This window comes from Marixanthomonas spongiae (genome assembly GCF_003095375.1).
Classification (GTDB): domain Bacteria; phylum Bacteroidota; class Bacteroidia; order Flavobacteriales; family Flavobacteriaceae; genus Marixanthomonas; species Marixanthomonas spongiae.
Window position 1 is genome coordinate 21396 of record NZ_QEHR01000016.1, and the last position, 9516, is coordinate 30911.

Genomic DNA, 9516 nt, shown 5'->3' on the forward strand with positions numbered 1-9516 from the left:
TACAGCACTTATTCAGAAAAACACATTATGATGAAAAAAATTACCACCAAAAATCTTGCAATCTTACTCTTTACTCTCTTCAGTTTTGGGTTGTATGCGCAAAACCCCTCATCTTTATGGAGCCGTATTGCACCTAAGAATGTTGAGGTACAGAAAAAAGAAGCACGAAGCAGCTTGCCTTCGCACTTTGAACTCTTCAACTTAAAGACCGAAGACCTAAAAGCCATCTTGGCAACCGCTCCTTCCAGAAATATCACGACAAGCTCCAACACCATCATTACCTTGCCTACCGAAACAGGCGTTGAAAGGTTTAAAGTATTTGAAGCTTCTGTCCTTAGTGAGGAATTAAAAGAAAAATTCCCGGGCATTGATTCCTACGTCGCCCAAGGGATTGACGACCGCTCGGCCATTGCCCGTTTTAGCGTATCCAAGGTTGGGGTACACGTGGCGATTTCTTCGGCACACCGTTCTACCTACTATATCGACCCCTATACCCAGGACAAAAAAAGCTATATTGGGTATGCTACAGCGTCACTGCCTGCTAGCCCAAAAAGCTTTGAATGTTTGGTAGAAGATGCCGTTGAGCCGCTTATAGAAACTCCGGCAGATGTAAGAAACGCAGATGACGGCAAACTGCGCACCTTTCGCTTAGCCATTGCTTCTACTGGCGAATATGCCCAGTTTCATCTTAACGACCAAGGAGTGGACCCCAGTGAACCAGACGCTGTAAAAAAAGCAGCGGTACTGTCGGCCATGAATGTTACCATGACCCGTGTAAACGGCATATATGAAAGGGACTTGGCAGTAACTATGGTTCTTGTGCCAAACAACGAAGACATTATTTACCTAAATGCCTCAACTGATCCATTTACAAACAATAACGCCGGAGCCTTAATTAATCAAAGCCAAACAGCTATAGATTCTCAAATTGGTTCTTCAAACTACGATATAGGTCACACGTTTAGTACTGGCGCTGGTGGTTTGGCTCAGTTACGTGTACCATGTACTTCATCAAAAGCAAGAGGTGTTACAGGTACTAGCTCACCAAAAGGTGATTCTTACGATGTGGATTTTGTAGCCCACGAAATGGGACATCAATTTGGGGCTAACCATACATTTAACAGTTCTTGTAGTGGCAACAGAAACAACCTTACTGCGTATGAACCCGGAAGCGGCAGCACCATCATGGCGTATGCAGGTGTTTGCGCTCCATACAATATTCAATCCAACAGCGATGATTATTTTCACGCAATAAGCATACAAGAAATGTGGAACAACATTACCAATGGCAACAGCCAGTGTGCCGCCCAGAGCAACACCAATAACAATCCGCCCACTGCCGATGCGGGAACAAACCATACCATTCCCAAATCGACCCCCTTTCGTTTACAAGCTACCGGCACCGATCCAGATGGTGATGTGCTATCGTACACTTGGGAACAGTTTGACAGACAGATAGCCACGATGCCACCAGTAAATACAGCAACTGGAGGCCCATCTTTTCGATCAAAAAACCCAATTGCTTCTCCTAATCGGTATATGCCTAAATTACCAGTTGTGCTTCTTGGAGGTACCCAGACTACCTGGGAAGTTTTACCTTCGGTTAGCCGCACCTTGCGATTTAGACTAACCGTTCGTGATAATTTTGCAGGAGGAGCCTCCAGCGCTAGTGACAATATAACCCTCACCGTGGATGGAAACTCGGGACCTTTCGAGATCACTTCTCAAAATAGCAATGCTAAATGGAAACAAGGGACTCAAAAAACCATTACTTGGGATGTGGCAGGCACCGATGTAGCACCGGTTAACAGTCCAAACGTTGATATCTTACTCAGCCTTGACGGTATGGAATACGATATTATATTAGCAGAAGAAACCCCTAATGATGGTAACCAAACAATTACGGTACCCAACGTGCCCAATAGCAACGATGCAAGAATAATGATCATAGGAAGCGACAACGTCTTTTTTGATATAAACAATGACGATATCCTTATCGATGAAAACTTAAGCGTGGACGAGACCACTCTTGAAAACTTTAACCTGTGGCCCAACCCAACAACAGGTATCGTTAACCTTGAATTCGTAACCACCGCTTCAAACGAGGTTTCAGTATCGATTTATGATGTTAGAGGACGCCAAGTTGCGGGCCAAAAATATAACAACCAAGGCGGTACATTTAAAGAAACGTTTGATTATAGCTCTCTAAATGCTGGAATGTACTTTATCACAGTTACCAACGGTGATAAAAAAGTAACTTCAAAGCTTTTGAAGAATTAATTCACTTTAAAATTAGTTGAAAAGATAAAAAGGGATGCGAGCTGCGTCCCTTTTTGTTTTTATATAAATTAAAGGCTCTAGTTTAACATTAAAATCAACGTTAGGTTATACTAGAGCCAAAATAAATTAAAAATTGAATTTGAATATATAAGAATTTTCGTTCCCTTTAGGGCCGGGGTTAACGAAAATTCAGGCTTACCCTACGTTATTAGGTTCTTTATCGGACAAGCATAATAAATTATTATAACTGTATCGCTCTACTGATATTGGAAAGTTTATGCGAAGTTTCATCCACGGTAAACTGAAGGTTAAAATGCAGTTCGCCATTGGTTTTTGTTAGCTGTAAAGTACCGTTTTTCACTTTGTAAAAACCCGCCTCTCCCTTGCAATAACACTGTTTTTCGTACAATAGCGTCACATCTTGAAGCGATGCATCTTTTTTATAGAGTTCATTTAAAGTGGCGGGTATTTCAAAATGAATAGTTTCGGTATAATTACCGTCTACAGTCCCTGCCGGCCCTTTTTGAAAAAAAGTATAGACCACCACCAAATTATCGCCGTTTGTTATTTCGGGGTACAAGGCCCCTATCCCATCTTCTTTTAAAACTAGCTGCTTGTTTTGCAGCACTTCTACGGTGCACGTACCGCCCTCTGGGCACGATGGTGTGCTGTTTTCGGTTAGGCCTGTTTCGTTTGCAGGAGAAGAACCTGTAGTGGTTTTAGCCGTATTGCAGGCGTTAATTATCAATAGTGGCAATAACAAAAAGAACGCTTTCATAAATGGCTTATTTAAATTTGGTTAATAAAATACTTGAAAAAATACTAAGGCTTTGAGATAGTTAATCTTCCAATGTTATTTGAAGGTCCAAGATATCTGGGTCTTTAAAATAATCCAAAAAGCTCCGTTGAACAATAATGGTTTTGCCATCCAAGGAATAATTGGCATTTTCAATAGATGATGATTTTATTTTCTTCGGAAAGGTATAGTTCAAAGAATATTTCACACTGCTCAAAAATGATTTGGCCTGTTGCATGCTATCTATCTGTTGTTGATACGCTTTTTCATCCTTAATGTACGCATCGCGGGAAAAACGGTTTCCATCATAATCAAAACGTACGCCCAGCACATCGCTGGAAGGATCGCTTTTTATTTCAGTTGAACCACTTGGTGATTTTGGCATAATGGCCGAAGCCTGGTTTAAACCGCTCATTAGGTTATTGGCTTGGTCTATGTTTTTAAAATCGATAAAAATATCGACGAACATCTCGTTTGTTTCGGGATCCATTACGGTGCGTATGCTATAGTTTTTCAGCTTTTTCAACTTTTCCTGCTCGGCTTTTGGCAATTGGGCAATACTGTCTTTCTTTTCCTTTAAAAAAGCTGCAAAAGAAACGGTGCTGTCCATTTTTACCATGCTGCTATCCTTATCCATCGCTTGGGTCATGGCCATCATTTCTTTCATGTCGATGTTCATGGACATCCGGCCGCTGCCATCTTCCTTGATTGTTAAGGTTTCAGTAAACTGGCAGCTTATACACGTAAAAGCAGCCACCAATAAAAAAAGTAATTGTTTCAACATAACGTTATGTATTAGGATTGTTTAAAATAATGAGTGCGGCAATTACCCCGGGTATCCATCCCAAAACGGTAAGGATCAACACAATTAAAACCGAACCGCAACCTTTGTCTATCACAGCCAACGGGGGGAACAAAACAGATAGAATAACTCTCCAAACGCTCATAAGGGACTAATTTACAAATTATAATCTTAGTTTTTACTTTTATACTGAATAATGGCATTACGGATTCAGTGGCAAAACAGTAAGCCTTTTATATGTGATTTAAAACTGAACTAATTAAATATCCGTATTTTAAATCTTTGGACATTTTTACTCCAAAATAATAAACTAACCATGCAGTCTGGCCGTCCAATATCAAAAAACGCTTTTAGCACTTTTAAGTCCACCAAACTTTTCGCAGCACTACAAAATCTTGTTTATAGGACTATATTGTACGTGTTTTGTTACAGCTATTGGTAAACAGCATCAATGTTGGTATCTTTGTGGCTTCAAAATTTTACACAGACTATATGCAACTTTCTGAACAGGAACAGGTACGCCGCCAAAAACGCGAGCAACTACAACAAATGGGTATTAATCCTTACCCAGCAGATTTATATGAAGTAACATCTTCAACCAAAGATATAAAAGACGGTTTTTCTGAAGGGAAGAAAGTTACAATCGCTGGCCGGTTAATGTCGCGCCGTATTCAAGGAAAGGCTTCTTTTGCCGAATTACAGGATAGCCAAGGCCGCATACAAGTCTATTTTAACCGGGACGAAATCTGTACCGGCGACGATAAGTCCCTCTATAACGATGTCTATAAAAAGCTGCTCGATATTGGCGATTTTATAGGCATTGAAGGCGAACTCTTTACGACTAATGTAGGCGAAAAAACCGTCATGGTCAAAAATTTCACCCTGCTTTCCAAAGCCTTACGCCCATTACCCTTACCCAAAGTGGACAGTGAAGGCAATAAACATGACGAATTCAACGATCCCGAGCAACGCTACCGCCAACGGTATGCAGATTTGGCTGTTAACCCGCACGTAAAAGAGGTTTTTGTAAAACGCACCAAACTGTTCAATGCCATGCGGGAGTTTTTCAACGAGCGTGGTTATTTTGAAGTGGAGACCCCCATTTTGCAGCCAATCCCTGGTGGGGCAGCGGCGCGGCCGTTTGTTACCCACCACAACTCCTTGGACATCCCATTGTACATGCGTATTGCCAACGAACTGTACCTAAAACGATTGATTGTAGGCGGTTTTGACGGGGTTTATGAATTTTCTAAAAACTTCCGAAACGAAGGGATGGATCGCACCCACAACCCAGAATTTACCGCCATGGAAATATATGTAGCCTACAAAGACTACAACTGGATGATGGATTTCTGCGAGCAGTTGCTGGAGTTTTGCGCTACTGAAGTAAACGGTACCACCAAAGCCACCTTTGGCGAATACGACATTGACTTTAAAGCTCCCTACCCAAGGGTGACCATGGCAGAAGCGATAAAAAAATACACCGGCTTCGACATCACCGATAAAACCGAGTCCGAAATACGTAAAGCGGCCGAAGACCTGGGTATTGAAGTAGATGACACCATGGGCAAAGGAAAACTCATCGACGAGATATTTGGCGAAAAGTGCGAGCCTAACTTTATCCAGCCCACTTTTATAACCGATTACCCCAAAGAAATGAGCCCGCTCTGTAAAGAACACCGCGACAACCCAGAACTTACCGAACGATTTGAACTCATGGTTTGCGGAAAGGAAATCGCCAATGCCTACAGCGAGCTCAACGACCCCATTGACCAGCGCGAACGCTTTGAAGCCCAGTTAAAACTGGCAGACCGCGGCGATGATGAGGCCACCCAGTTTATCGATTTCGATTTTCTGCGTGCGTTGGAATACGGCATGCCCCCAACCAGCGGCATGGGCATCGGGATGGATAGATTAATTATGTTTTTAACCAATAATGCTTCAATTCAAGAAGTGTTGTTCTTTCCGCAAATGAAACCAGAGAAAAAACCACTTGATATTACTGATGAGGCGAAAGAAATTTTTAAAATTGTGAAAGATTATAAAAAAGTGGATTTAGTATGGCTTAAAAACCAAGTTGGCTTAAGTAACAAAAAATGGGATAAGTCAATTAAAGAGTTAAAAAAGAACGCTTTAGTAAGCGTAAATAAATTAAACGATGGAAGCATAGAAGTTTGGCTTGAATAGTCATATATAATTTTTAAAAAAACTATACTATTTAAAAAGGGGCTACAACTTGTAGCCCCTTTTTAATTGCATATGATATCAAATAACATCTATTTTATAGTCACAAAATCGTCACTAAGACATTTTTATTGATTATATTTATCTATAGATAAATATACAAATGGCTATTAACCTCCGTAAAAAATACTATGGTAAATCCGAAGTTTCAAAAAAGAATAGACCATATAGATTTCAATTAGATTACTACTACGGTGGCAAAAGAATTAGAGAGACTATAAAAGATGTCGAATTTCTTCCTTCTGACACAAAAGACATAAGAAAGCAAAAACAGAGTATTGTAAATAAAATTAAAGCAGATTTAGAAATTGACTTGGCAAATCAATCAAATGGAATTATATCTAGAAAACTTAAAAAAGCTAGTTTTTTAGATTACTTTAATGAACTTGCTGAAAAGAAAAACCCAAACACTAAATCAACTTGGAATAACGCTTTAAAGCACATAATTGAATTTCATGGACCTAAACTTAAATTTGAAGACGTTACAGAAAGATGGTTAGAAAAGTTTAGTCAATACCTTCAAAGTAATTTATCTCAAAATTCTGCTAGAACCTATTTTCAAAAGGTTCGTACTGCCCTGAATCAAGCTGTTAAACATAAAATTATATTAAATAATCCAACCCGCTTTATTGATAGTCCTAAGAAAGAAGAAAAAGAAATGGTTTTCCTAAAAAAGGAGGAGGTTCAAGAAATAATACAAACTGATTTTTTTGACAATGAGGTAAAAAATGCTTTTCTTTTTGGATGTTATACTGGGTTGAGGTTTTCAGATATTAAATCTTTACAGTGGAAACACCTAAAAGATAATAGCATTCGATTAACTCAAACTAAAACAAAAGGAGTGGTATATATCCCTTTGAACGAAAATGCCAATAAAATTTTATCTAACCAAGATGTCAATAGGGATAATGTTTTTGAATTATCAAATTTTAATAGTTCAGTAAACAGGACTCTAAGAAAGTTAATTAAAAAAACCACAATTAATAAAGATGTATCATTTCATTCTTCTAGACACACTTTTGCTACTCTTTTAATATCATCAGGTGTCAATGTTTATACTGTTTCCAAACTTCTGGGCCACAAAGATATTAAAAGCACTTTAGTTTATGCTAAGGTAATTAACGAGGAAAAAGAAAAGGCAGTAAATAGCATGCCAAAATTTAACTTCTGATTTATGAAAAATAAAGAGATTTTGAAAGAAGTTAATGAATTAGAATCTGCAATTAAACTTATCAGTAAAGATGTTTATTTTGAATATTACAAGAATGGTTATGAAGTTCCTGATTTCTTTAATCCTCTAGTTGATTATAACCAACTTAAAGAACTCCATTTTACTTCTACACTTTTATGTCAGAAAGTAATATTATTTGAAAACAAAGAGTTTCTAGTAAGGAGAATAATAAAGGTTAAAATATTCCTCGATAACCTACTTAAAAACCATAAAGGTTATTCAAAAAAGAAATATGAAAGAGAGTTTCAAAATAAATATCAAGTTTATAATGGAAGCAAGATAATCCAATTGAATCAACACCTTGAAAGGAAAAAGTTGAATTTTATAAAAATGTTTTTAAAGCTTTTAAAAGACAATAAAATAATAGAAAGTAAATCACATAATAATTTAGGAATTGCTTCTTTATTTCTACCTATAAAAGGCAAAGGAAAGATACATTGGAAAGACACTCTCTATTCCTTAAAGCTTGTATTCGATTTACTTAAAGAAAGTGAGCTAATAGAGTACCCATCATATTTTAGCGTTTTTATGTCAGAAAAATTTAAAATATTGAACAAGGCAGAGCAACTTGTTGATTTTAAACCTGAATCCTATAAAAATGCATCAAGTAATGTCGGCTACGATAAAGCTTATGAAGACTGGAGAAAAAAAATTGAAACACTCAAAGTAAAACTTGAATTACCTTTTTCGGAAGATTTCAAGTAATCGATAAACCCATCTTACTTCCTCACTTTTGTCATAAAATATATTACTATGACAAATATCGAAGAACTTCAAAAGGAAATTCAATCCCTTAAAAAAGTATTGAAAAATTCCACACTATTTAGAAAAAGAGTCTACACCATAAAAGAAGCCTCAATTGTAGCAGGTGTAAGTATTTCATATATGCAGAAATTAGTTGCATCTCATCAGGTTCCACACTCCAAACCCACAGGCAAACTTATTTTCATTAGACGTAGGGATTTAGAAAAATTTTTAATGAAGAATTATATCAAAACAAACTCTCAAATTGAAGAAAGCATAGCAAACACTCTTAGGGGGTTAAGAAAAAACCATAATTGATAAGGTTTGTAATTATAGTAAGTTAAATCAATTACCGTTAAAAGAAAAAAGATTATGGTTGATACAATTAGAGGTTACATTGTCTTAAATGACAAAGACAGAAATAGAATAAGGAATTTAATCAATGACTCTACTCTCATAAAAAACAATTATGGATATGTTACAATAAAAAATGTTTCAAACTTTAAGATAACAATTAAGTTTGACGACAAGAGGATTCCATATAGACTATATTTTCAAGGCTCACTATCGAGGTTTTATTTCGGTAATAATTTTGAAATTTTATCTCAAAAAGAAATCTTAGAAGCTGTAAATGCTTTATCAAAAAAATTAAATATTCATTTAAAAAGAGCACTTCTAACGAGAGTTGACTTTTGTTATAATATAGAAGTAAAATATCCTGTCAATGAATACCTTTCATGTCTATTGAATTTTCCCAGACTCGAATGTCAGCGCCACCCTCATTCTGTATTATTTTATTCAAAATATAGTAATTCAATAACCTTTTATGATAAAGTTAAAGAGAGCATAGATAACCATAAAAAGACTTTTGACATATTACCTAATGGGTATAGTGAAAAACATATTATGCGGTATGAAATACGCTTTAAAAGCAATTTAAAAAGAAAGTTCAAACTAAAGAAAAATTTGAAAGTAAGACATATATATCGAAAAAGTGTATTAGGTATAGCAAAACAGAATTCAGATAAATATTACAAAAAAGTAATAAAGATAAACCCTACCAATAATTGTGATATATCAGACTTATTAAATGAAAGAAATGGTTTACTACTATATCTGTCTTTTCATGGGATTAAAAAATTAGGTTATTCTTACATAAAGAGTATCATTAATTCACATAATTTAACAACAAAGAACCCTCAAGTAAAACGTAGTAAGTTGATTAATCAGGTTAATCAAATATTAATTAAGGGAAATAATGTTGCGCTAGACAAAGACTTAATTGGCGAATTGGGACTATCTCATAAAGTGTGTAAGTTAAAAAAATAGCGGGGGCCGGCCCCCGCTATTTTTTTGTTTAATTTTAAATATTTACACATTATGAAGAAAGACGATTTAATTTCAGATGATTTTCTGAAG

Annotated in this window: 9 protein-coding genes; 6 read left to right on the forward strand and 3 right to left on the reverse strand. The window is 36.5% G+C overall.

The features are described 5' to 3' along the window. The first annotated feature begins 27 nt into the window (after positions 1-27). Positions 28-2280 carry a zinc-dependent metalloprotease gene (locus DDV96_RS15235; RefSeq protein ID WP_116695646.1) on the forward strand — a complete coding sequence of 751 codons (2253 nt, stop codon included), beginning with the start codon at positions 28-30 and terminating at the stop codon, positions 2278-2280. A 241-nt stretch (positions 2281-2521) separates the two neighbouring features. Here DDV96_RS15235 and DDV96_RS15240 read toward each other — a convergent pair whose 3' ends face one another. From DDV96_RS15240 to DDV96_RS15250, 3 genes are all read right to left on the reverse strand, one after another. Next, positions 2522-3058, reverse strand: coding sequence for a hypothetical protein (locus tag DDV96_RS15240; protein WP_116695647.1), 537 nt, complete (start codon positions 3056-3058; stop codon positions 2522-2524). Between the two features lie 61 nt (positions 3059-3119). Further along, complete coding sequence (locus DDV96_RS15245; protein ID WP_116695648.1) at positions 3120-3860, reverse strand: hypothetical protein; 741 nt, start codon at positions 3858-3860, stop codon at positions 3120-3122. 4 nt (positions 3861-3864) lie between these two features. Next, positions 3865-4023 carry a YqaE/Pmp3 family membrane protein gene (locus tag DDV96_RS15250; RefSeq protein ID WP_116695649.1) on the reverse strand — a complete coding sequence of 53 codons (159 nt, stop codon included), beginning with the start codon at positions 4021-4023 and terminating at the stop codon, positions 3865-3867. Positions 4024-4370: 347 nt separating this feature from the next. Between DDV96_RS15250 and lysS the strand changes: the two genes are divergently transcribed. From lysS to DDV96_RS15275, 5 genes are all read left to right on the forward strand, one after another. After that, positions 4371-6065 (forward strand): lysine--tRNA ligase, encoded by a 1695-nt coding sequence (gene lysS / locus DDV96_RS15255; RefSeq protein WP_116695655.1) that lies wholly within the window; start codon positions 4371-4373, stop codon positions 6063-6065. A 160-nt stretch (positions 6066-6225) separates the two neighbouring features. After that, a complete protein-coding gene (locus DDV96_RS15260; protein WP_116695650.1) occupies positions 6226-7293 on the forward strand; it encodes a tyrosine-type recombinase/integrase in 1068 nt (355 codons plus the stop codon). Positions 7294-7296: 3 nt separating this feature from the next. After that, positions 7297-8058: a hypothetical protein gene (locus tag DDV96_RS15265; RefSeq protein WP_116695651.1), complete on the forward strand. Its 762-nt coding sequence runs from the start codon at positions 7297-7299 to the stop codon at positions 8056-8058. Between the two features lie 48 nt (positions 8059-8106). Next, entirely contained in the window at positions 8107-8415 is a 309-nt protein-coding gene (locus DDV96_RS15270) for a helix-turn-helix domain-containing protein (protein ID WP_116695652.1), read from the forward strand. A gap of 54 nt (positions 8416-8469) precedes the next feature. Continuing rightward, a complete protein-coding gene (locus DDV96_RS15275) occupies positions 8470-9426 on the forward strand; it encodes a phage/plasmid replication domain-containing protein (RefSeq protein WP_116695653.1) in 957 nt (318 codons plus the stop codon). The last annotated feature ends 90 nt before the right edge of the window (positions 9427-9516 follow it).

Bases quoted from the DNA above. Each gene is read 5' to 3' on its own strand.
- DDV96_RS15235 (WP_116695646.1), top strand. From the start codon at position 28: ATGATGAAAAAAATTACCACCAAAAATCTTGCAATCTTACTCTTTACT.
- DDV96_RS15240 (WP_116695647.1), bottom strand. From the start codon at position 3,058: ATGAAAGCGTTCTTTTTGTTATTGCCACTATTGATAATTAACGCCTGC.
- DDV96_RS15245 (WP_116695648.1), bottom strand. From the start codon at position 3,860: ATGTTGAAACAATTACTTTTTTTATTGGTGGCTGCTTTTACGTGTATA.
- DDV96_RS15250 (WP_116695649.1), bottom strand. From the start codon at position 4,023: ATGAGCGTTTGGAGAGTTATTCTATCTGTTTTGTTCCCCCCGTTGGCT.
- lysS (WP_116695655.1), top strand. From the start codon at position 4,371: ATGCAACTTTCTGAACAGGAACAGGTACGCCGCCAAAAACGCGAGCAA.
- DDV96_RS15260 (WP_116695650.1), top strand. From the start codon at position 6,226: ATGGCTATTAACCTCCGTAAAAAATACTATGGTAAATCCGAAGTTTCA.
- DDV96_RS15265 (WP_116695651.1), top strand. From the start codon at position 7,297: ATGAAAAATAAAGAGATTTTGAAAGAAGTTAATGAATTAGAATCTGCA.
- DDV96_RS15270 (WP_116695652.1), top strand. From the start codon at position 8,107: ATGACAAATATCGAAGAACTTCAAAAGGAAATTCAATCCCTTAAAAAA.
- DDV96_RS15275 (WP_116695653.1), top strand. From the start codon at position 8,470: ATGGTTGATACAATTAGAGGTTACATTGTCTTAAATGACAAAGACAGA.